At 32.5% G+C, this 23836-nt stretch carries 18 protein-coding genes; 10 read left to right on the top strand and 8 right to left on the bottom strand.

Annotated features, from left to right (window positions below; all coding sequences use genetic code 11):
* Window positions 1-29 precede the first annotated feature (29 nt).
* A complete protein-coding gene (locus tag ABD816_RS08085) occupies window positions 30-389 on the bottom strand; it encodes a toxin-antitoxin system YwqK family antitoxin (RefSeq protein WP_344926280.1) in 360 nt (119 codons plus the stop codon).
* A gap of 537 nt (window positions 390-926) precedes the next feature.
* Here ABD816_RS08085 and ABD816_RS08080 point away from each other — a divergent pair.
* From ABD816_RS08080 to ABD816_RS08070, 3 genes are all read left to right on the top strand, one after another.
* On the top strand, window positions 927-3311 hold the full coding sequence (locus tag ABD816_RS08080) for an inorganic phosphate transporter (RefSeq protein ID WP_344926279.1): 2385 nt from the start codon (window positions 927-929) through the stop codon (window positions 3309-3311).
* A 230-nt stretch (window positions 3312-3541) separates the two neighbouring features.
* Window positions 3542-4225: a response regulator transcription factor gene (locus ABD816_RS08075; RefSeq protein WP_344926277.1), complete on the top strand. Its 684-nt coding sequence runs from the start codon at window positions 3542-3544 to the stop codon at window positions 4223-4225.
* The gene (locus tag ABD816_RS08070; protein ID WP_344926275.1) at window positions 4225-5304 is read left to right on the top strand and encodes a sensor histidine kinase; all 1080 of its coding nucleotides are present in this window, start codon (window positions 4225-4227) and stop codon (window positions 5302-5304) included. Before ABD816_RS08075 ends, ABD816_RS08070 begins: the two co-directional genes overlap by 1 nt.
* Here the strand turns inward: ABD816_RS08070 and ABD816_RS08065 are convergent.
* On the bottom strand, window positions 5242-6297 hold the full coding sequence (locus ABD816_RS08065) for a glycosyltransferase (RefSeq protein ID WP_344926274.1): 1056 nt from the start codon (window positions 6295-6297) through the stop codon (window positions 5242-5244). The two genes, ABD816_RS08070 and ABD816_RS08065, sit on opposite strands and share 63 nt — an antisense overlap.
* A 271-nt stretch (window positions 6298-6568) precedes the next feature.
* On the opposite strand from ABD816_RS08065, the gene trmB reads away from it, so the two are divergent.
* The 3 genes from trmB to ABD816_RS08050 are packed head-to-tail and all read left to right on the top strand — an operon-like array spanning window position 6569 to window position 8240.
* Window positions 6569-7243, top strand: a complete 675-nt coding sequence (trmB, locus tag ABD816_RS08060) for a tRNA (guanosine(46)-N7)-methyltransferase TrmB (RefSeq protein WP_344926273.1) — start codon at window positions 6569-6571, stop codon at window positions 7241-7243.
* 14 nt (window positions 7244-7257) lie between these two features.
* A complete protein-coding gene (locus ABD816_RS08055; protein ID WP_344926272.1) occupies window positions 7258-7890 on the top strand; it encodes a LysE family translocator in 633 nt (210 codons plus the stop codon).
* Window positions 7878-8240, top strand: a complete 363-nt coding sequence (locus ABD816_RS08050) for an MGMT family protein (protein ID WP_344926271.1) — start codon at window positions 7878-7880, stop codon at window positions 8238-8240. The genes ABD816_RS08055 and ABD816_RS08050 overlap by 13 nt, the downstream gene beginning before the upstream one ends.
* A 79-nt stretch (window positions 8241-8319) precedes the next feature.
* On the opposite strand, the gene ABD816_RS08045 is transcribed toward ABD816_RS08050, so the two are convergent.
* Both ABD816_RS08045 and ABD816_RS08040 read right to left on the bottom strand, forming a co-directional pair.
* On the bottom strand, window positions 8320-9882 hold the full coding sequence (locus ABD816_RS08045; RefSeq protein ID WP_344926270.1) for an RICIN domain-containing protein: 1563 nt from the start codon (window positions 9880-9882) through the stop codon (window positions 8320-8322).
* A gap of 232 nt (window positions 9883-10114) precedes the next feature.
* On the bottom strand, window positions 10115-10957 hold the full coding sequence (locus ABD816_RS08040) for an outer membrane beta-barrel protein (RefSeq protein ID WP_344926268.1): 843 nt from the start codon (window positions 10955-10957) through the stop codon (window positions 10115-10117).
* Between the two features lie 198 nt (window positions 10958-11155).
* Here ABD816_RS08040 and ABD816_RS08035 point away from each other — a divergent pair, with 198 nt between their 5' ends.
* Both ABD816_RS08035 and ABD816_RS08030 read left to right on the top strand, forming a co-directional pair.
* Window positions 11156-12301 carry an Mrp/NBP35 family ATP-binding protein gene (locus ABD816_RS08035; protein WP_344926266.1) on the top strand — a complete coding sequence of 382 codons (1146 nt, stop codon included), beginning with the start codon at window positions 11156-11158 and terminating at the stop codon, window positions 12299-12301.
* A 3-nt stretch (window positions 12302-12304) separates the two neighbouring features.
* On the top strand, window positions 12305-12544 hold the full coding sequence (locus ABD816_RS08030) for a NifU family protein (protein WP_344926264.1): 240 nt from the start codon (window positions 12305-12307) through the stop codon (window positions 12542-12544).
* A 34-nt stretch (window positions 12545-12578) separates the two neighbouring features.
* On the opposite strand, the gene ABD816_RS08025 is transcribed toward ABD816_RS08030, so the two are convergent.
* The 3 genes from ABD816_RS08025 to ABD816_RS08015 all read right to left on the bottom strand — a co-directional run bounded on the left by ABD816_RS08025 (window position 12579) and on the right by ABD816_RS08015 (window position 15925).
* The gene (locus ABD816_RS08025) at window positions 12579-13724 is read right to left on the bottom strand and encodes an acyltransferase family protein (protein ID WP_344926262.1); all 1146 of its coding nucleotides are present in this window, start codon (window positions 13722-13724) and stop codon (window positions 12579-12581) included.
* A gap of 110 nt (window positions 13725-13834) precedes the next feature.
* Window positions 13835-15016, bottom strand: coding sequence for a helix-turn-helix domain-containing protein (locus ABD816_RS08020; RefSeq protein WP_344926260.1), 1182 nt, complete (start codon window positions 15014-15016; stop codon window positions 13835-13837).
* Between the two features lie 12 nt (window positions 15017-15028).
* Window positions 15029-15925: a metallophosphoesterase gene (locus ABD816_RS08015; protein WP_344926258.1), complete on the bottom strand. Its 897-nt coding sequence runs from the start codon at window positions 15923-15925 to the stop codon at window positions 15029-15031.
* A gap of 520 nt (window positions 15926-16445) precedes the next feature.
* Here ABD816_RS08015 and ABD816_RS08010 point away from each other — a divergent pair.
* Window positions 16446-17795 (top strand): dihydrolipoyl dehydrogenase family protein, encoded by a 1350-nt coding sequence (locus ABD816_RS08010; protein WP_344926257.1) that lies wholly within the window; start codon window positions 16446-16448, stop codon window positions 17793-17795.
* Here ABD816_RS08010 and ABD816_RS08005 read toward each other — a convergent pair whose 3' ends face one another.
* A complete protein-coding gene (locus ABD816_RS08005; RefSeq protein ID WP_344926255.1) occupies window positions 17796-18593 on the bottom strand; it encodes a tryptophan-rich sensory protein in 798 nt (265 codons plus the stop codon).
* Window positions 18594-18826: 233 nt separating this feature from the next.
* Here ABD816_RS08005 and ABD816_RS08000 point away from each other — a divergent pair, with 233 nt between their 5' ends.
* Window positions 18827-23827 (top strand): DUF4132 domain-containing protein, encoded by a 5001-nt coding sequence (locus ABD816_RS08000; RefSeq protein ID WP_344926253.1) that lies wholly within the window; start codon window positions 18827-18829, stop codon window positions 23825-23827.
* Window positions 23828-23836 lie beyond the last annotated feature (9 nt).

Raw genomic sequence — 23836 nt, 5'->3', positions numbered from 1 at the left:
CTTTAACAGAATGACTTTTTAGTTGTAAATTAATTATTATTGTAGTTTACTACTACGTCACTCTTATTAGACCATGTAGTTACAGAAGCAATACTATTATCAGTGTAATTAACTTCAGACAATTGCTCTCCTTTCCAGAAAAACCATTTCCCGGTTTTTATACCTTTATTATATTGACCCATAGCGATTTTTTTTCCACTCGCGTCATATGATTTCCATTCTCCATGCAATTTACCTCCTTTATAAAACCCTTGTTGACGTATTTCTCCATTATCAAAGTAAAAAGTTCCTTTTACTAAATCTCCTTCTTTTTCAAAAACGGGCTTTACTTCTTGAGCACTCATGATTCCAGAAAAAATAAATGCTGCTATTACTAATAAATTTTTCATAGGTATGTCTTATTTAGGGATGTTCTTAATCTTAACATTACAAAGGTAACTATAATTTTACTTTGAAACAACATTAAGGTAACATTAAATTAACAATAACAATATAATTAATTGATAATCAAATATTTAATATTTTACAAATATTAAGATTGAATAACTTATGATGAAAGGAAGTCGTTTACCGATGGTCATTTAGAAATTTTTTAGAGAAATAATATAATCTTAGAAAAGCGTATTTTTTATTGCAGGAAAGATAAGTTAGCATTGGATTAAGCGAAAAAAGCTTACTATATTGGGGCTATCTGATACCTGATTTTTATTTGATATTACTAAATTAATTATTCTATGTTTGGTAAAACTATAGAATCACTCGTTTCTACATACATTATAATTATGGACAAGGCGTAGCTATTTTATAAAACACCGAAGGCTTTTCTTACATTTTTACTCAATTCTAATTACAAAAGATAACGTTGCAGTAACATTTGGCAAGAATTTTAGTAACATTTTTGTTGCCGATAAGATTTGTAAAAGAATATGAGCGATATCTATATTTTCATGATTATAGCTTTAGCACTTTTAGCTATAGCTGATTTGGTAGTTGGTGTAAGTAATGATGCTGTTAATTTTTTGAATTCAGCGATTGGTTCTAAAGCTGTTTCTTTTAGAACAATTATGATTGTTGCCAGCCTCGGTATTGCGGCAGGTGCTATTTTTTCTAGTGGTTTGATGGAAGTAGCTCGTAAAGGTATTTTTGTTCCTGGGGAATTTTACTTTTCAGAGATCATGATTATTTTTATGGCAGTTATGATTACGGATATCTTGTTACTTGATTTCTTTAATACGCTTGGAATGCCAACATCAACTACGGTTTCTATAGTGTTTGAATTATTAGGAGCAGCGGTTTGTGTCGCCATTATTAAGATAATGGGCGATAATTCTCTTTCTCTGGTAGATCTGGGAAATTATATCAATACGCAAAAAGCAGGTGAAATTATTTTAGGTATTTTACTTTCTGTAGTAGTTGCTTTTTCCATTGGAGCATTTGTGCAATATTTTTCAAGATTATTATTAACGTTTAATTTTGAGAAGAAGGAGAAGTGGATAGGTGCTGTTTTTGGAGGAATTGCCTTAACAGCTATTCTTTATTTTATATTCATCAAAGGTATTAAAGGAACAAATTATGGAGATGATGTAGTGCAGATAGTTACAAATAATTCATCATTGGCATTTTTGGATTGGGCAAACTTATATTTCGAAAGTTCTTTTAAAACTATTAAAGAATTAATACAAGCAAAAGGGGATCAATTTAATGTTGATCCGGCAGCTGGTACTATAGCTATGACCTTAAAAGGTTTTTTAGAAACAAATGTTTTATTAATAGTAGTATCTGGTTTTACCATATTATCAGCAATTTCATTTGCATTGATGACTTTTTTTAGAGCAAATATTTACAAGATAATTATCGTGGTTGGAACGTTTGCACTAGCATTAGCATTTGCAGGGAATGATCTTGTAAATTTTATTGGTGTTCCTATAGCAGCATGGAAATCATACCTCAACTGGAGTGCTTCTGGTGATCCTGCTAATGAATTTTTAATGACTTCATTAAGTGGAAAAGCAGAAACACCTACTATGTTATTACTTTTAGCCGGACTGACTATGGTATTGACCTTGTGGTTTTCTTCAAAGGCTAAAAAGGTAGTAAAAACATCTATAGATTTATCAAGACAAGGTGATGGAGATGAAAAGTTTAATCCTAACTTTTTATCCAGAGGAGTAGTACGTGGCACTGTACTTTTATCAGAATTTGTATCCTCTATTATCCCTAAATCATTTAAAGTGTTTTCTGACAAGCAGTTTGCAGAAGTGTCTTTGCCAGTAACAACTCGAAAAGAAGATCTTCCCGCGTTTGATATGGTAAGAGCAGCGGTAAATTTAATGGTAGCAGGTGTTCTAATCTCTATTGCTACTTCTATGAAGTTGCCTTTATCTACTACTTATGTAACATTTATGGTGGCTATGGGTACTTCACTTGCTGATAGAGCTTGGGGAACCGAGAGCGCCGTGTATAGGGTTGCAGGAGTTTTAAATGTTATAGGAGGTTGGTTTTTTACTGCAATTAGCGCTTTTCTTGCTGCAGCACTGATTGCATTTTTAATCCACCTTAACCCTCCATTGATGACAGGTGTATTATTAATAGTTGCTGTTTTTTTACTGGTTCGAAATACGATAAAATATCGTAAACAAACAAAAGCAGATAAAGAAGAAGATAGTTTAAAGAAATCAGAAAGTAGTTCTATACAAGGTGTCATATTAGAAAGTGCTGATAATATTAAATCTTTTGTAAGTAGAGGCAATAAAATATATGCATCTACTATAGATAGTTTAGCTAAGTATGATCTGACTGCGCTAAAAAAGAATAGAAAAGGAATTGCCAAATTGGAAAATGAAATAGAAGAAATGCGAGATAGTATTTTTTATTTTATAAAAAACCTTGATGATTCGAGTGTTGGTGCAAGTAATTTTTATATTTCAATTCTTGGATATCTAGAAGATATTACACAATCATTAGAGTATATTTCTAAAGCAAGCCATAAGCACGTTAATAACAATCATAAAAGGTTACGTTTTAATCAAATCAAGGATTTAAAAGAGATCGAAGATGAATTAGATGAGATATTTACTGATATTAAAAAGGTGTTTAATACTAGAGAATTTCATAATCTTAATAAAATTATAGAAGAGAAACAGGAGTTATTTACTATTGTCAATGAAAAAATAAATAAACAAGTTACCAGAACAAGGACAGAAGAGAGTAGCCCAAAAAATACGACACTTTACTTTAGTATTTTAACCGAAACAAAGGATTTGATTACTGCTACTATGAATTTGCTAACTACATATCGAGATCATCAATAATATATTATTTTAAATCTTTATATAAAGACAAGAGTCATAAAAAGCTGAATAATTTGCTATTCAGCTTTTTTTATCTCTATAATAAGTGCTTGTGTAAATTAATGGTAAAGGTTATCTAAATGTTATCAAGACATACATTTTATGTTAGATTATTGTTACCAAGTTCTCTAAGATATGGATACAACGTTTTATGTAGTATATTTACAAGAAGGGATCTAATTAATAACAAAATGAATAAGAAAGATATTACTATTTTATTGGTTGACGATGAACCAGATATTTTAGAAATTGTCGGGTATAATCTTAATGCTGAGGGATATATAGTATTAACAGCAGAGAATGGGGTTGAGGCAGTAAAGATTGCTAAGAAGAAAAAACCAAATCTAATTATTCTGGATGTTATGATGCCAGAAATGGATGGTATTGAGGCTTGTGAACAAATTCGTAAAATACCGGATTTACAAAATACGATCATTACATTTCTAACAGCTCGTGGAGAAGATTATTCACAAGTAGCCGGTTTTGATGCAGGTGCTGATGATTATATCACAAAACCTATCAGACCCAAAGTGCTGGTAAGTAAAGTAAAAGCATTATTGAGAAGGTTAAAAGATGATGATATTTCTGAGAATGTGGTTAAAATAGGAAACCTGGTGATCAATAGAGATGAATATAAAATTGTTAAGGATAAAAAAGAAATAATTTTACCAAGAAAAGAATTCGAATTATTATCTTTATTAGCCTCTAAGCCTGGTAAGGTCTTTAAACGCGAAGATATTCTCGACAAAGTTTGGGGTAATGAGGTGATTGTAGGTGGTCGTACCATTGATGTTCATATCAGAAAACTAAGAGAAAAAATAGGGGATAAAAGCTTTAAAACAATAAAAGGCGTAGGCTATAAGTTTGTAGTGTAATGGCAGAAAAATTTAAGAAGTCGTATAAATTTGCATATTTATCTTCTTTATACATAACTATAATATTAACGCTCTTATTGGGCGTTTTTTTATATACTCAATCTGAGTTTAGTATTTTATTCTTACTAGGGTTTTTGATAGCCTGTTATATAGTATGTTTTTTAATCATTCAATATAGAGTAGAAAAATTTATTTATCGAAGGGTTCGAAAAATTTATGATGATATAGAAATGCTAGATGTAGATACGCTAGGGGATAGCCCGGTAACTACAGACATGCGCACCTTAATTAAAGAGGTTGAAAAGTTTGCTCAGAAACGGAAAACAGAAATAGAAACATTAAAAGTAAGGGAAGACTACAGAAAAGAATTTATGGGTAATATTTCTCATGAACTTAAAACTCCATTGTTTACTGTACAAGGTTACATCCTAACCTTACTAGATGGTGCTATGTTTGATCCTGTTATTCTGAAAAAATATCTTAGTAGAGCTGATAAAGGAGTTGAACGACTGATATATATTATTAAAGATTTAGATATGATTACCAAACTAGAGGTGGGTGATCTTAATCTTAATTATACCAACTTTGATATTATTGAATTAGTGCAAAGTATTTTTGACCTGTTCGAAATGAAAGCAGCTAAAAAGAATATAGCCTTGATTTTTGATATGAATTATAGAGAACCGATACTTGTTCACGCAGATAAAGAAAGAATTCAACAAGTACTATCTAACTTGATTGTAAATTCGATTAAGTATGGAAAAGAAGATGGTACCACAGAGATTAGTATTGAAAATCTTATAAAGAATAAAGTAATTGTGAGGGTCACAGATAATGGAGAGGGTATAGCGCAAGCACATATTCCTCGTTTATTTGAACGTTTTTACCGGGTGGATAAAAGCGGATCTCGTAAAGAAGGAGGTTCTGGATTGGGACTTGCTATTGTAAAACATATCATAGAAGCTCATCATGAACGTATCTATGTGGAGAGTGATTATCGGATTGGAAGTGAATTCTCATTTACTCTCGAAAAAGTGAAAGAGTTTCCCATAGTCAATGTAGGTGCTAAAACTACGTAACCCTTTATAAGAATTTATATCATATAATTTTTTTAGAGTAAACTCATGTTGTTTACAACTAGGTACAAATTTGTTAACAGACAGCTTTTTTGCAAGGTATTCCTGTTCTAATAAACCAGGAGTTGGTATAAAGAAGGCTTTTTTCTTTAATTTAGCTAAATCCATTACCGTAGCATAACTTGATCTGGAAATAATGAGAGTACTACTATTGATTAAGTTTTGTAATAAAACTCCGGATAAAAAGTTATGAATTGTAATATTATTTCTTATAAAAGTTTTTGGAGATTCACCTAGAATTCCTCTAATAAATACAATTTTCTTATCACTTTGCTCGAACTCTTGAAGTAGTTTTTTTTCTAGTAGAGTACGCTGTGGTTCTGACCCAGACAATAGTACCATGATGTCGTATTTTTTTGGAAGATTTTGATAATTAAACCTACTTAATGGTCCAAGGTATGTAATGGGCACAATGCTTTTTTTGAGATGTCCCAGTTCTCCACTTAGATTAGGGTCGTCTGCCATATCAGGAACCCAACACACGTCAAACTTTTTAATACATTTGTTTTGAAGTTTTGTGCTTATTGATGTGCTTTTTTTACTTGGAATACTTAATTGATGAGTTACATATACAGATGGTACACTTTTATGTCGTACTCCCATTCTGTTATCAGAGATAATACCAAGATAGCTTCCTTCTTTTAAAATTCTTTCAGTAGCTTTTTTTTCTGCAAGGATTGTATGTGCGATTTTAGGACTATCCAATAATATTTTTAATTTTAGGTTATTGATTTCATTATCATATTTTAGCCCATAGGAAGGTAATTCTTTTGATTCTAATTGTGGAAATTCTTTCTTTAATAAAGATAATGCAACACCATCTGAAGCAATAACCGGGTTAAACCCCTCATTTATTAATGCGTTAATTATTGGGATACAGCGGGTCGCATGATCTAGCCCCCAATTAAGAGGAGCGATAAGTACTTTTTTATTCAAGGTTTAGTAATTTTAGTTAGTAATACGATTGAGATGAATTATATCCGTGATATATTAAAGTTAATCCTATTTCTCTGTCCAGATATTTCCTTAATTTTACCAAAAAATTATTTTAACGTTAGTGTATGTAAGTTGTCAAAAACGAAACATATCAAAACTATGGATGAATCTATTTTTAGTATAGAGGGTGATTTACTTTGTATATGAAGATTAAAAATCAGCGAATAATTTTTCAAGAATGAAAAAATAAAGTGTACAAAGCAGAGAATTAGTGGGAAGCAAAAATAAATTAAAGCGGTTTAATGAGAACAAAACCTTTCATAATGTAGTAGAACCTACAAGAGAAGAGGTACTTGATAATTCTCTGGGATATAAAGGCAAATGGAGAGAGAAGTTTTTTAAAAATCAAAACCCTGTAGTATTAGAATTGGGATGTGGTAAGGGTGAGTATACTGTTGGTTTAGCAAAAAAATATCCTAATAAGAATTTTATTGGGATTGATATAAAAGGTGCTCGTTTTTGGCGTGGAGCAAAAACGGCCATTGAAGATGAAATGAATAATGTAGGTTTTATAAGAACGCAGATAGAATTGGTAGATCATTTATTTGCTACAAATGAAGTTGATGAAATCTGGATTACATTTCCTGATCCACAGATTAAATATAAAAGAACTAAACATAGAATGACCAATCATGCATTCTTAGAACGATATAAAAAAATTCTAAAAGCGGATGGCCTTATGCATCTAAAAACAGATAGTGAGTTTATGCATGGGTATACTTTGGGATTACTTCATGGAGAGGGGCATGAGGTGGTATATGCAAATCATCACGTATATCATCAGGAAGGTTCACCAGAAGAGGTGACTTCTATACAAACTTTTTATGAAAATCAATATTTGGAAAAAAATAAACCTATAACTTACATCCAGTTTAAAATCAAATAATTGAATAGATCAATTTGGAAACTCTGAAGCTTTTTTTAGTCACATTTTTTGCGTCCATGGTCGGTGTAATTCCTCCGGGATTGGTTAATATGACTGTTGCCAGAACTTGTCTGGAGCGAGGCAAAAAAAACGGTGTCTTAGTAGCAACAGGCGCATCAATGGTAGTTCTATTACAAGCTTTTGTAGCAATTTTATTAGCTAAATATATCTTTTTTAATCCTTTTGTAAAAAATATCCTTCTTAGAACTGGTGCGGTTATTTTTCTACTATTGGCAGTTTATTTTTTTGTAAAAGCGAGACAAAAAAATGCGAAATTCAAAGTATATAAAAGAGGGAGTAGTCGTAGCTTTTTTAAAGGGGTTATGATATCTTTAATCAATATATTGCCTATCCCCTATTTTTGTACCATTGCCGCTGCCATGAGTGTAAGCGGAAAAATCCAGTATGACTTATTGAGAATGGTCGTATTTAGTACCGCAGCAGGATTGGGAACCTTTTTGACCTTGTATGTGTATGTATTTTCATTTATAAAAATTGAAAAGAAAACAGAATCAATTGCCAAATATTCTAATTATTTTATGGGTACATTGATGTTAGTATTAGTACTCATAACACTAATAAGAATTATTTATACATGGGAGGAGTAAAAAATAATCATGAGAATGGATCAGATCAGGAAGTCAACTTCTTTGAAAGAGTTTATAAGGTAGCTAAATGTATTCCTTACGGAAGGATTACTTCTTATGGAGCCATTGCCAAATATCTGGGAGCAGCAAAGAGTGCTCGTATGGTAGGTTGGGCAATGAATGCTTCTAGTAAAGAAGAAGACGTTCCTGCCCATCGTGTTGTTAATCGAAAAGGACTTCTTACAGGTAAACACCATTTTGATGGTACTAATCTTATGCAGCAGCTATTAGAAAGTGAAGGGATCGAAGTTATAGATAATCAAATTCAGAACTTCGAAAAACTTTTTTGGGATCCTATGATAGAACTATAATGTTTTTTTAATAAAAAAGACTGCCTTTTCAGACAGCCTCTTTTCATTGTTAATGGTTATTTTGTATTTAAGACCTTTGTTATCTGAATAATACGGTTTTATTATATGCTTTTCCATTGGCTATAAAACGTACTATATAAGCTCCCATTTGATTTGTCGCATTTTGTAATTCTCTTAAAGTAATCAAATTGGTGCCTGCATCTAGTTTATTAAACTTTTGCTGTGCTATTAGTTTTCCTTGTAGATTATATAATTGAGCAACAGCGTCAGTGGCATCAGTAAGGTTTACATTGATACTTAATACATCACTATTGCTTATTGGATTCTGATTAAGTTGGAATGAAGCAACCTTATCTGTAGTAGGTGCTAATCTAGAGCTAGCCACATCCTTGATCACAAATCGTTCCCAGCTACCGATTGCAGAACGATTGCAGTTCATCGCTTTATTTCCAAATTCGTGACTTAGATACAACCCGTTATTTCCTTTGATTGCATATACGTCACCTCCTAGGGATTCTAAAGTAAAAATTTCCCAAGCACCTACAGCATTTCTGTTACAAGTGACAGATTTTGTTCCATTTTCACTACTTAGGTATTTACCATTTTCTCCTTTAAAAGTATATTGGTTTCCACCTATAGCTTCCATTGTAAATGTAGAAAAGTTGCTAGTGCTATTTGTTGTTACATTATTAGGACTGCTACTGCTTATATTTGCATACTTATTAATAGATTCTCCTAGAATGGTTACTCCTTCGCTATTAATAGGATTGGAAGATGTAGATACGATCGTCCATTTTTGATTAACATTAGAGTTAGAAGCACTATGGATAACTACATTAGCTTCTGATGCTCCTCGTATTCTATCTAGTGACTTCCCTATGCAATGTAATGGTTTTAGATTGTATGAAGATCCATTTTCTGTGATTTGCCATTTTTGGTGACTATTATTAGCACTGGTCCAGGTTCCTACATTTGCTTGATCTTCACAGATCTCCTGTGGCACCTCTAAGAAACGATTGGTACTGCTATTTTTAATAGTGTATACATTATCTCCTAGATGAGAAAATGTCCAAACTTGCTGATCAGAAGTAGACTCACCATCCATTGCTACATTGTTATTTACGGCAGAACTTGTAAACAAACGTTCGTTGAGAGACGGGGATTCTATATAGTATGTTCCATTATCAAATAATTGATCTACACTTCCTCCTCCAAATCTTGGTCTTGATGCTAACCATGCAACATCCCATTTTGGTCCGATTTCAGAACATCCATCTCTTCCCAGATCTACACGACCGGGACATTGCGTTTCATCAATGGCAGTATTAGCAGGACCATTACCGCATTGAATGTCATTATATAAAGGATCTCCTGATTGGTAATTTCGTACTAAAGGATGATTTTTTAACTCATCACAGATATCTTTAATATTTCGTTTTACACCATTAATGACATATGATACTTTATCAATATCATCAAGATCATGATCAAAAGTAGAATCACACCAGCAAAGTCCGTTAGCTTGAAAACTGTCTGCCCAGGATTTGCCCCCAGGTTCTTGTCCGGGTGGTAATTGTGCAAAAAGATTACTAACCGAAAAGCAGGTTATTAAAAGAGTTAAAAATAGTAATTGACGTTTCATTTTTGTGATTTAAAAAGTGATCATTAAATATGATTATCGCTTTAATTTAAAGCAATAATTAAATAAAGATAAAACGTCCACCTTTAAAATACACATGAGTTTTAGTATCCGAAGTGGGTGAATTAGTATTCGTGTTTAATGAGTAGGATTTTAAAAGGCTCTTCCAGAATTCAGATAGAATTAAGAGCTATACATAACATTTTGAGCTTACATAATATCAGAGAATAACGTTTTAAAAAGAAATGCCTATACCTGCAGAAAAAGTGGAAAAATTGACCTCTCCTATGTGCAAGTGTTCATACCCTCCTGAAAATTTATAGCGTTTAGTATGATAATTTAATAATACATTAAATTTGTCAAAAGTACCTGTGTCAAAGAGAGTCTGATTAAAATTAGTTACTATACTCAAAGGTTTTACAAAGAAGAACTCTGCACCTAGTCCGTAAGTAAACCCTGTAGATCTAATGTCTCCACTTATGTGGGTTGCTCCTATTCCCCAGTATAAATTAAACTTTTCGGTTCGTACTCTATGGTATTTGGCTAATACGGTAAATATTGCCAGTGAATTATTGCCAAAATTTGTATTTTCTTCCCATAATTGTAAGTAATCTAGTTCAACTCCCGTTCTTCTTAGAAAGTGGGTGTTTACATTTAAATGATTTCCATAAAGCTCTCTGTTTTCTGCAATAAAACGATTCGTAATGGTGGTTCGAAATAATGCGGTATCCGCTCCCCAATCATAGGCAAAATTACCTTTGTCATTTTGTAAATATGGATATTTTGTAATGAATGCTGTACTTGCCTTTTCTTCATACTCTGGCGGACTTTCTATCAAACTAAAATAGGTAATATAAAGAACCATTTCTACAAAGAGCGCACCTATTCCCTCTAATAGTCCATTCTCATCATCGTCATCATCTGAGAAACTGTAAGAATTTCCGGGTCGGGATTCTGAAATATAAACTTTATCGTTTTTGCTGGATTTCAGACTTTCTTCGGCTTTTTCTAATTTACCTTGACCAAAGCTATATAAGGGACTAATAAAGATTAATAAAATAAATAGAGTTCGTTTCATATTAGTGTGATTGATGAATATAGGTGAACTAGCCATTGCACATAAACCATACCATAGCATATAAAGGGTGTTATTACTAACTTGTATGAGGTTATAAATCATTTCAATTTAATGACTTTATAGTCTTAACTTTTCGACTTATCTTTGTGTTTAGAGTCATTCTAGATTGATTTTTTAGTAGGAATAGAAATAATACACATGAAGTTAGAGAAATCAGAGATTATAAAAGCATTAGAAACCATTACGGTAGCTGGTGAAGGAAAGAATATGGTAGAGAGCGGTGCTGTAAAAAATATAGTAACTTTTGGAGATGAAGTAATTGTGGATTTAGAATTAACCACACCTGCACTACATATACGTAAGCGTGCAGAGGTTGATGTGATGAAAGCAATTCACGAAAAGGTATACGAAAAAGCAAAGGTGACAGTAAATGTAAAGGTAGAAAAACCTGCTGTTGCTGAACAAGCCCCAAAAAATGTAATTAAAGGAAAACCAATTCCTGGTATTAAGAATATCATTGCTGTTGCTTCTGGTAAAGGAGGTGTTGGTAAATCTACTGTAACTGCTAATCTTGCTGTTACGTTAGCAAAAATGGGTTTTGAAGTAGGGATATTAGATGCTGATATCTATGGACCATCAGTTCCTATTATGTTCGATGTAGAGAGAGAAAGACCGTTGTCTGTTAAAGTAGGGAATACGTCTAAAATGAAGCCAATAGAGAGTCACGGGGTTAAAGTACTGTCGATAGGATTTTTTACGCAGCCTGACCAAGCTGTAGTATGGAGAGGTCCGATGGCTGCAAAAGCATTGAATCAAATGATTTTTGATGCAGCATGGGGAGAATTAGATTTTATGTTGATAGATTTACCACCAGGAACAGGAGATATTCATTTGTCAATTATGCAATCTTTGCCGATTACTGGAGCAGTTGTAGTAAGTACCCCTCAGAATGTAGCATTAGCAGATGCTAAAAAAGGGGTTGCTATGTTTCAGCAGGATAGTATTAGTGTACCTGTATTAGGTATTATAGAAAACATGGCATATTTTACTCCGGATGAACTTCCTAATAATAAATATTATATATTTGGTAAAGAAGGAGCTAAACATTTGGCAGAAGATATTAAAGTTCCGTTCTTAGGAGAAATACCGCTAGTCCAAAGTATAAGGGAAGCTGGAGATGTGGGACGACCAGCAGCATTGCAAACAGCAACTGCTACTGAAAAAGCATTTGAAGAACTAACCAGAAATGTAGTACAGGAGGTAGTAGCAAGAAATGAAAATCTACCACCTACAGAGGCAATTAAAATAACAACCATGGCAGGATGTTCTGCCGTAAAAAAATAGAAAATGACTTCTAAAGAATTGAGAGTAAATGTGGAAAAAGCCTTAGAAGAGATCAGACCTTTTTTACAAAGTGATGGAGGGGATATTTCCTTGATTTCTATAGAGAATGATAAACTCGTAAAGGTACAATTAGAGGGTGCTTGTGTTGGCTGTAGTGTAAATCAAATGACATTAAAATCCGGAGTAGAAATGACGATTAAAAAATACGCACCTCAGATTGAAGAGGTATTAAATATAGAGTAATCTGATTTATTATATTGTAGAATTTAACCGTACTTTAAGAAGATGATTTTTCTTGAAAGTACGGTTTTTTTAATCCGAAAAATGGCTGTAAGAAAGGAATTTTTAAAATAACAAAATGATAAATTATTAAAGACCCTCCAAAAGTACCTATTACCATTATTACAAATTTAGGTAACCACCCCCAATCAAAATTCATAATATAATAGCCTATAGCAATCATTATCGTTTGATGTAAAATATAAAATGGATACACAGCTCTATTACAATACGTAAGAGTGTTACTCTTTGTATTTAAAAATTTTGCTCCATATCCTAAAATTACTAAAATCCAACTCCATAGATTACTAACTTTAATAAATGCTTCAGAAAAATGGATAAGAATACTGTCTTTATCCATTATCCATATAAAAAGTTGAATACAAAAAGTACTGCATCCAATTATTAAGGCTTTACCTTTTATAAGATTTAGACATTTCCATAATTCCTTTTCATTAGCGATTAGTATAAAACCAAAGAGAAATAATACGAAACAATTTATGAAATTAAACCAATCATCAATCAAAGCATGGGTGATAGGGAAAAACGGTTCTACTAAAGATTCTAAAAGATACAATGGAATAATAAATAGATACAACCCATATGGTTTTAGTAGTAGTTTTTTCAGATAGTTGTCTGCTTTTACAGTTTTTTCTTTAATCCATACTAATAACGGTGATGCTAATAAAGAAAAGATAAGTAAATAAGGGAGAAACCAGAGATGATGCCAACCAAAGTTACCTTCAGGATATATTCCTGTATAAGCTGTGGTTTTTATATAAGAAAAGTAAGATCCAATGAATTCGTTATGTGCTAACCTCTCAAAATAAACTTGAGGAGGGACAATAATTATCATCCCAAATAGTAATGGGATTAGTAATCGCTTTATTCGTTCCCAATTGAATTGCCAGAGATTTCTATGAGACAATGCATAGTAGGTTCCCATACCAGATATGACAAATAAAATTGGTAAGCGCCATTGGTTTACAAAAAGCATGGGCCACTTCATCCAATTATACGTATCATTATTTTTGATGTGCCATCCCCAGGGAACAAAAAACATTCCAACATGATAAAAAATGAGTAATCCAAATACAATAACACGTAACCAATCAAGATCGTAACGACGAATTTTTTGCTGCATACTAATAGAAATTTATTTTCGCCAAAATTGGAATATTTTTTTGTGAGATCAGTGGTCGAAAATGTGGTAGTATGTCAATAATTATAATTCTGGACGTTTTAAAAAAAAAGCTAACTGTGTTGCTTTTGTTGTTTTATAAATGCACTTGGAGAAATAGCTACATGCTTTTTAAAAGCATTATAAAACGTTGCCTTTGATTTAAAACCAACAGAATTACCTATTGCTTCTATAGTAAGATGTTTATATGCTTTGTCCAACAATCTTTTTTTAGATACTTCAATCCTATATTGATTTATGAAATCGTTAAAGTTTTGATGTCTGCTAGAATTAATTGTTTTAGAAATATAGTTGGGATGCGTATTTAGCTCTTTTGCTAAACTTTTTAAAGATACAGAATTTATTAAATAGTACTCGTTAGTTTTTATATATGCTTCTATTTCCTCTATGGAAACTACATTATTTTTGCTTTTGGATGTTTCATATTTGTCAGCCACCCACGAGGTTAAAAAAAACCGTGATTCTGATAGTAATACAAAGCTAAGGATACAAACAATTATAGTATTGAATATAAATATGTAATGATCACCACCATCATTTTCAAAATTTAGGTAGATAACAAAAAGAAGGGCAAATGTAATCAGAAACCCTATAATCGTATTTCTTGAAAAATAATAGGTACTCAGGCTTACATTTCCCGCATTTTTCTTATTACTGGCATAGAGATTTTTGAGTATTAATATAATGGACATAATACTATAAATAGTAAAACTAATAATAATTAACCATCTGAAACTATCTTTAATAAAAAGATAGCTGTAATCAGCATTTTCTATAACTGAAGCTTTTTGAGCATTAGGATAAAAGGCTCCTAAATATGCATTTATTTTAACAGATACTGGTTTAGTATAATATTGTATTTGTGATAAAAAATATAAAAAGGAGGGTGTGAAGTGAATCCAATGTTTTTTAAATGTTATTGGTCTTCGTTTAAGCAATGTATACACAAATAAGTATATTAACGGAGCCAGAAGTAATACTAATGGTTCTGTACTATCATTAAAGTGAAGTACATATTTAATAAGACCGGTATAACATAAGAAAACATCAGTAGCAATAATTGATTGTATCACTAATAACCAACCATAAATTCTAAACGCATTATTTTTTTTAGGAGTTTTCCATAGAATCACTACACTTAACAAAAACCCAATAAAAATACCTAAGCTAATAAAGTAAGAAACAAAATTATGCCTGATAGGTATGTTATCCAATATGTCTTGTATATTGTTCAAGAGTGGAATTTCTTATTTTGTAATAAAATCGGTTAATTTTTGAGGTCCTTCGAGAGGTACTCTGATAATTTTTAAAGTACCATCTTCTGTAGTAGCGATTTGCCATTTGATTAGGGTGATGCTTCCGTATTCAATTTCAATTCCAGTAATTGTTCTGGGGTGTACGCAACTACCATCATTAAATAAAGAGGGTTCATTCACTTCTGGGAAGCGAGGTCTGTGAGTATGTCCAATAATGGTTACCGGATTATTATTGTTAATAATCCATTTTTTAATTCTACGCTCTACTTTTCTTGTTTCTCTATAGTTTTTAGCAGGGCTTGTAGGATCTGAAATACCCACAACCTGCAAGGGTCTCCATAGTACCCGGACTAAAAATCGATTGATCCTCCAGCCTACATAATTCATAAAATCTGCCTGATGCCCATGTATCAGAAAAATATTCTGTTTTGTCTCAGTATGTCTTAGTATAATAGCTTCGCTATATTGTATGCCAGGAAATAATGGAAGTTCTTTATTTGTTTTATGATCAAAATAAGAATACAAATGTTTTTTAACATATTTAGGATCACGATACACCATATCGTGATTTCCCCAGATCATCTGAAGTCTGTCTGCAAAATAAAATTTCTGCATCAGTTCATAAACATTTTTATGAGCTCTTAGAAGTGTTTCAAAATGTAGATTTTCCCATAATTCATCCCCATCTCCAATTTCACAGTACGTAAAGCCATTCTTATAATAATATTGTAAGGCGTGAAAGTACATATTACGATTATTAGCAAAATCATCAGCAAAACTATTATCGCCACGATGACAATCACTGAATAGTATAAACTTAGAACTGTCATCAAAATCAATAATCTTGGCATTTTTATAGGCGCTATCCAGACGGGATTGAGAAGACATACAATGTACTTTTCTGTAAATATATAATTATATTTATGTACAATTATAAAATAATTGTTGTAAAACATCTTGAAAAAACAATATTAGTAGCATCAATTTTCCCGTTGATAATTTTTTGGCAATATCTGATCCTAAATTAACATTTGTATTAACATAAGATGTGCTACATCTTAAATTGCTTTAATAATCATATGTATGGTAAGATGTTTTTATTAATAAAAAGCGGTTTACTATGGTGGGCTTATAGTAAGATTAATGTATAATTTATCGCCATTAGTAAATGTTGGATTTAAAGGATTTATTAAAACAGGTGTTAGCAAAAATAGAAGGATGTATAAGTGTTAGTGTTTTACGGAGTTCAAAAAAGTAAAAGATATCATAAATCTATTATTATAATAACTATCATATTGTAAATTACCTATATTTTAGCGAACTAATTAGTACAGTCTCATTGAGGGTCTTTATCATATGTTTAGCATCATTAAAAATGAATTTCAAGTAATAATATTATTGTATCAGTATGGCTATAGAAGAATTTGATGTTTTTGTAATTGGGAGCGGAGTTGCTGGGCAAGTCGCTGCAGAAGCTTGTGTTAAAGAAGGTTACAGTGTTGCTATTGCAGATAATAGAGAGTTTGGAGGTACGTGTGCTAACCGAGGCTGTGACCCTAAAAAAGTAATTCTAAGTACTACAAGACTTATCAATGCTTCTCAGTATTTAAAAGGGAAAGGAATTTCAAAACTTCCTAAAAGTAGTTGGAAGGATATCATGAAATTTAAATCAGAATTTACAGAAGCTGTACCTATTAAAACAGAGGAAAAATTGAAGAAACTAAATATAAAAATGTATCATCAATCTCCTAAATTTATAGATACTAATACGTTATCCGTAGAAGGTAAGAGTGTAAAAGTAAAAAAAATAATAATTGCAGCAGGATTGATACCTAAGCCTCTTACCATCAAAGGAGGCTCATTGGCTTTGCTAAGTGATGATTTTCTTGAACTTAATGAATTACCTGATCAGATAATTTTCATTGGCGCGGGATATATAGGTATGGAGTTTGCTCATATGGCGGCGAGTCTAGGAGTTGATGTCACAGTGATTGATTCTGGAGAAAGACCACTTTCTATTTTTGATAAAGATATGGTTGCTTATATTGTAAATGCATCAGAATCCATGGGTATTAAATTTATATTCAATGCAGAGGTTCTTAAAATTGAAGAATTACGTAAAAATAAGCGTGTTCACTATAAGGTCGCTAATAAAAAAGAATCTGTAAAAGCAACCTTGGTTTTTAATACAACTGGTAGAGTTCCATCCACAGGGAGTTTAGAGCTTGATAAAGGAAATGTGTCTCATAATAAAGAAGGAATAGAGGTCAATGAATATTTGCAAAACCCTAAAAATAAAATGGTATATGCTTGTGGGGATATTGCAAATAATACAGTGCCACTTACTCCATTTTCTTCTAAAGAAGGTAAGATTGCAGCATATAATCTTCATCACGGAAATAAAAAAAAGGCTAATTTTCCTATTTCTCCTACAGTTGCCTTTACATTGCCTAATATAGCTGCAGTGGGTCTATCAGAAAAAGAGGCGAAGGCAACATATAAGCATGTCCATGTTGTAAACAAAGATGCTTCGTCCTCCTATAATGCAAAAAGAGTAAACGAACCGATTTACGCTTATAAAACCATTGTAGATAAAAGTACCAATATTATTTTGGGTGCACATCTTGTGGGACCGGAAGCAGGAGAAGTTATAAATTTATTTGCAATGGCGATATATAAAAAAATGACAGTACAAGAAATAAAGGATATTATTTTTACCTATCCTAGCTGGAGTGGAGATATTGCTTATATGTTTTAGCTAAGAATCTATTCTTTCTTTTAGCTTAACTCCAGGATTGGTGCGTCTATATATATATCCATGTATTCCTACAGAAATGAATAAAATGATTGCGCCTGCTAAAGCTGTAAGTGCGATAATTTGATATGCGTTTTGATGTCGCACATATATCGCAACTAAAGCCCATATCCCAACAAGTGCAAATTCTCTCATATTGCGGTGTATGATCATAAATACATTAAGCATAACTGCAATCATAATCATTATTAATGTCCATAGTTCCTCCGTAATTCCAAACCCTTTCCAATTAATTTTAACGAGATAAGCAGAGATATTAGTAATAGTAGCTACCGCAATCCAGCCTGAATATAGGCAGATTGGCCACCATACAAGAGCAATGATGCTTATAGGAGCATCCCACCGTTCCATATTCGTTCTAATAATAATTTGAATCAAAGAAAAAAGAAGTCCTAACATAATTAAAACAGAAGTACCTGTATATTCGTAAATGAATGCCAGTACCCAGCAGGTATTTAATAGGTTAGCTAGCATAAACCAATACCCCGTTTGTTCTATAAAGTCTGATTTTTTCTTACTAAAAAATACACGATTAATCTGAAATATAACATACCCACTTAAACTTAAAAAAATGAGACCCCAAATTGCAAATGCATATCCAGCAGGAGTAAAAAGGTTGGTATATCGATCGCTTACCTCTCCTATTGTAGTATCGTTAAACCGATATACCTGTGAAAAATAGTTAACGCCAATAACCAATAATACGGATAGTAAATTTAGCACTGCCAGTCTTTTCTTCATCTGAATTAAGTTTATTCAAAATTACCATAGTCAATATAAACGCTTTAATTCATAAGTTTTTTTTATTAACTCAGATACTTTTTTAAAATATAAAGATCTTATTTATATTAAAAAGGTGGTTTGTGGTGGTAGATAAACCCTGAATTCAGTTAAGACTGTTCTTTGTTTGTTTAGTATTTTAGATGAACGAAAAAAAGTAGTAACTCGATAAAATTTAAAAACCCAGTATTTAGATGATTTCAAAAGAGCAAGCAGATAAAATTTTAAAAGGGAAGAAAAAGGCAAATTTAAAAGAACAAGATTTTAAAATTTTTTCGAATCCATATTTGGTTCTAGGTCAATTATTGACCAATACGTTGCCTAAAAGTAAGTATCGCATGCCATTAGTTAAGGTATACCAGTCGGTTTTTGGTGAAGATGTCCATCATAATCCTTGGAATACTAAAGAAGGGGTACTGCTAGCAGAAATGCTGTATGGTAAACTACGAGCTCCATATGTTTCTAAAATTTGGGAATTTACTAAGACACTCCCTTTTCAAAGAGGGTATAATAGAAGACCTTTTCGGATCGCTGCGAGCACCTCACACCTATTATTAAATTTAGAGCGGCTACGTATGTTATATAACACTAGTATATATGGGTTTTCAGACTGTAGTTTTCCAGAACAGGTTAGACTAAGTGGGTATTATCAGAATATGAGTAATGGTTATATGTTTGCCGTGGTATTACAGGATGGTCATCAAGAATTATTATTAACCATACAGGATATTATCAATGGAGAAGATGAGGTGGGTGCAGTCTCTAAGGATATGATCAAAGCATTGTTACTCACTGATAAACAAGAAAACTGGCAGTTGGTAGAAAAACTTTTGTTAGCAGCACAGAGACAAGAAGGATTACGACAAGTTATACTGGAAACATTAGATGAAACCAATATTGGAGCTTTACAATATCTTATTCATACGATATTAGAGCATAATCTCACACGTTTTAGTAGTGTTGTCCGGGCAGTAGATACTTGGTTTGGTTTTGGATGGGATGCTCCAAAGAAAACAACAATCAAAAGGGTATTAGAACTAGCAATTACTTTTCTTGCTGATAATAGTGCTATATCCGCGGCACTAAAAAGTAAAGATAACCTGGAGGTTTATGTAGCGTTGTGTGTATTGGCATTAACGAATGTAAGTCGGGCTAATGATGAAGCTTTTACAATATTATATAAAACTGATCTTAAGGAGAAAAAGTTATTAGCTTTATTCTTTATTTATGAAACAAAAAGAACAAAACATAATTTAGTTCCTTTTATGGAAAATGCCTGGGGTAATGATGTGGCATTAGATTATTGGTGTCTTATCAATGCTCCTGCATTTGAATTAAAAGATGAATTTTTTCAAAAAATAAAAGCAACAGCAGATGCCTTGCCTAAAGATGGAAAAGCTTTTTCTGGTGCCGTTTTTGAATGGAAAAATTATAATATTACACCTTATTATTTTTATGATTACCTCATTAGGTATGCCAACGACGAACAATTAGTAATACTTGCAGAAAATATATCCAAATTGCCATCTAATGTAAGAGAAACATTCATACGTAAAATATTTCCTAAACATTATACTTACTCACTTTCCAATCGATATTATCAAGGCAATCAAAATAAGATTCCGCAGTTAGAGCTAGAAAAGGGGAGTTGGAAAAGGGCACTTATACACCAAGCTATCCGGGATCGCAATACTTCAGTAATGGCAACAGGACTACAGGCATTTCGTTATATGAATTTGGTATCAGAAGAATTGGGAATTCTTGAAGATTTACTTGCGAGAAAAGGAAAAGATTTAAGAAAATACACAATTGAATTATTAGTACAACAACCTGAAGAAAAAGTAAAAACCAGTACAGTCAATCTAATAGTATCTAAAAAAGTAGAACAAAGATTAGCAGGTCTGGAAATTTTGACGGTATTAGAAGATGAACAACGATATCCAGAATTTGTAACAGAACAGATACATCAATATCAACAACGAAAAAGCTTTACCAAAAATGAGGAAGTTTTATTAGCTAAATTCTCCAAACAAAATCAAAGTGAGTTTTCTTTTGCTAATGGTTTTGGAGTTATTGATTATGATAAATTAAGTGCATTAATTGAGCCAAAATCACGATTTGAAGAAAAGAAAAGTGTATTGAGTTTTCTGAAAACTGCTCCTGGTTTTCGTTTAAAAGGATTAGTAGATGAAGCTAAGACTGTAAAAGAAATTAATAAACTTATTGATCTGATGCACACACATCGGGACTATGAATATCAATATGAAGGTTATCAGGGAGAAATGGTAACAGTTTTATTTGGTAATGTGGTACGATATATTACCAAAGATTATAAAAATTTTACAGTGATGGATCACCTTAATGATTTACCATTAGCAGAGGTATGGAAAGGATGGTATGAAGCATCAAGACTTAATGATTTCGAACTGTTTTATGCCTTATTCTTTGTAAATGCGTATGGAGATCCTTTTGAACGTTTTGGAGAACTTACTACTTTCATAAAGTCTTACTTTCCTAATATGGATGCACTAAATATTGATAAAAAAGGAGGGTATCAGAGTATAAATGCAAAAATAAGAATCATTCTCTCCTCAATACATCGAGCATATCGTGATGAACAAACCATACTTAATTTTAAGATAGATGTACTAGAAGATATGATAGCTAAATGTCCTAAGGATTTAAAATCGAAAAACCTGAATACGAACCAATATCGAAATGATACCGTGTATTGGTCTGACCTAATGTTACAATCCGGATTCTGGCTTTCTAATCCTGAAATAGACAGTTTAGCAGATCATCAGGTAGATCTGCTAAAGCGGTATTATGATTTAAATATCTATTTATTTGCTCAGCGATTAGGTTTTCCAGAAAAGATAGATACTATAAAATCTGTAGTTAATACTAAAAATAGTGACAGACAGATAAATCCGCCTGGTATACATTTAGTACTATCATTGTATAAAAAAAATAAACTTACAGAAGAGGATGTCCTTTTTCAGGCACTATACAGGCCAGACTTATTTCGTTTATTAGATGGAGGAATCAATTATAACACAAAAATTTATAAAGAATACAATATCCCTACCACGCTAATGAAGTCTTTAAAGAAAAATATGCTTCAGGTAGAACTAGAGCGGGGTGATTTACCTACAGAAGTCTCAGAATATGTGAGTTCATTTGTACAGATAGAGGGAGTAGCATATGTATTTGAGGTACTAGAACGTTTAGGAAAGGAAAATCTGGAAAGAGGATATTCTTATTCTCGTGATAGTAAAAAATCTAATTTCAGTACTATTATTCGCTTGAGTACCCCTTCAGAAACAGATACTTTTGAGGATTTTGCTAAGGGGGTTAAAGAAGCTAAGATTACAAAAAAACGATTAATGGAAGTTGCCTGTTATGCTACCCAATGGGCAGGTTGGATTGGAGAATACCTTAAAATAGAATCATTAGAAAATGCGGTTTGGTGGTTCCATGCACACGCTTCAGAGTATATGAATGCTCAGAAAGAAACGGTGATTTCCAGATATTCTAATATTCCTAAAAATGATTTTAGTAATGGCGCTATTGATATAGATTGGTTCAATCAAGTGTATGCGAAATTAGGCAAGGCGAACTGGAAAATACTACACGAAGCTGCTAAGTATATCTCCTTTGGTAATGGACATCGACAAGTAAAATTATATTCTAGTGTAATGCTGGGTGAAGTTAAGATTACTGAAACGCTTAAAAAAGTTAATGAAAAAAGAGATAAAGATTATCTACGCGCCCTAGGATTAGTTCCTTTAAGTAAAAGAAATCCGAAAAAAGATCTTTTGAGCCGATATAATTTGATACAAACTTTTTTAAAAGAGAGTAAACAATTTGGATCACAACGTCAGGAAAGTGAAAAAATAGCTTCAGAAATAGCTTTGGATAATCTCTCCAGAAATGCAGGGTATCAGGATCGCATCCGTTTTGGATGGGCTATGGAAGGTGAAGCTACCCAGAAAATTATGGAGAATGATACGGTAGTTTTTAATGATGTTACTATAAAATTGATGGTTAATGAGCAAGGTAAGGCAGAAATAAAAGTACTTAAAGGAGATAAAATACAGAAAACTATTCCTGCTAAGTATAAAAAAGATAAAGGCGTACAAATGCTGAAGGAAGGTAAAAGCTTTCTATCCAAACAATATGCTCGCACCCGCCAATCACTGGAAAACGCAATGGTTCGTGAAGATCCATTTGGATTAGAAGAAATTCAGAATATCATGCGTCATCCAGTAGTCAAAGCAATGCTGGGTACATTAATATTATATAATAAAACACATAAAATAGCTGGATTCTATGATATAGATGGTCTCCGTGATACAGAAGGTACGTTACATACATTGGCAAAAGACGAAACAGTAGTCATTGCGCATCCTTCGCATTTATATGAGGCGGTGCAATGGGATGTATATCAAAAGTATCTTTTTGAACATCGTATCATACAGCCATTTAAACAGGTATTCCGTGAGTTATATGTAATTACTGAAAATGAGCGTGAACATAGTTTCCGATCAGAGCGATATCAGGGGCATCAAATCCAACCCAAGAAAACCATTGCTGTATTGAGAAGTAGAGGCTGGACTGTGAGTAGGGATGAAGGGTTACAAAAAGTGTATCATAGCTTAGGTTTTATGGCAACAATGTATGCCATGGCAGATTGGTTTTCTCCGGCAGATGTGGAGGCACCTACTTTAGAGTATGTTTGTTTTCATTCATTAAAAGATTACAAGCCAATACCATTAGAAGAGATCCCATCTGTAGTTTTTAGTGAGGTGATGAGAGATGTTGATTTGGTCGTGAGCGTAGCTCATTTAGGTGGAGTAGACCCTGAGGCTAGCCATAGTACGATGGAGATGCGTGCCGCACTTGCTAAAGAGTCTGCACGATTATTTAAGTTAGATAATATCGAAGTAAAAGAAAGGCATATTCTCGTGAAAGGTGCATTAGGGGAATACAGTATTCATTTAGGAAGTGCAAATATTAGTAAAGCGGGACTTCATTTATCGATTATACCAGTGCATAGTCAGCATAGAGGTCGTATGTTTTTACCTTTTGTAGATGATGACCCTAAATCAGCTGAGATCATCTCAAAAATGAAATTACTGGCAGAAGATCACAAAATACAAGACCCTACCGTATTGGCACAAATCAATTCTTAATGACCTTAA

Origin of the sequence: Aquimarina addita (genome assembly GCF_039539305.1) — a bacterium.
Lineage (GTDB): Bacteria > Bacteroidota > Bacteroidia > Flavobacteriales > Flavobacteriaceae > Aquimarina > Aquimarina addita.
The sequence above is the reverse complement of the archived record's forward strand: the minus strand, read 5'-3'. Positions and strand labels throughout refer to the sequence as shown.